The sequence below is a fragment of the Streptococcus sp. GMD4S genome, assembly GCF_000296955.1.
On the sequence record NZ_AJRE01000365.1, the window covers coordinates 1 to 668 of the forward strand.

Annotated in this window: 1 protein-coding gene and 1 pseudogene; both read left to right on the top strand. The window is 30.5% G+C overall.

Annotation, left to right across the window (positions count from 1 at the left end; genetic code table 11):
* The coding region (locus GMD4S_RS13120; protein ID WP_008290736.1) for an LPXTG cell wall anchor domain-containing protein at positions 1-112 on the top strand (112 nt) is incomplete at its 5' end.
* Between the two features lie 388 nt (positions 113-500).
* Positions 501-668: pseudogene (locus GMD4S_RS09935) on the top strand (amino acid ABC transporter permease); the annotation flags it as partial.

The following is a 668-nucleotide window of genomic DNA, read 5'->3' on the forward strand; positions in this document are numbered from 1 at the left end:
TAAAGAACTACCAAATACTGGTACATCTGAAATGACTATCTTGCTTACTGTTGTAGGAGTAGTACTTGCATTTGGTTCCATTCTCTTATTCCGTTTCAAAAAAGTTAAATAATCTAGTTGAAAAATCTTGATGCCTTTGCTATGGCATCATCAAAGAGCCACTTGTATGGATAGTAGAAATGATACTATTCTTATAAAGTGGTTCTTTTTTTATATCTCTAGAGGTAAGAAGTGAATGAGAGAAAACATAGTTCTGTATCAATGAAATCTTTATAGATATTTGTTAAAAAAATTTGATCATTGTTCTATCAGAATTAGAAGTTAACCCTATATTATCGTCTAGAATCCTTATAATTCTTTGAATTCTGTAAGATGATATTTCGCTCTTATTTCATATATAAAGGTGTATAGTTCAAGAATTATAGAATTTTTTTACAAAAACCCTTGCTAAATTGTTTATTTATGCTATAATAGGAACAATAATTTTTAGGAGGTGCAGTATGTCTTATATGTTTGAGATATTACCAAGTTTATTGAACGGTGCAAGTATGACACTTCAAGTCTTTGCTCTGGTCTTGATTTTTTCAATTCCTTTAGGTATTGTCGTTGCCTTTGCTTTACAAGTCCGCTGGAAACCCCTCCATTATCTGATTGACCTTTATATTTGG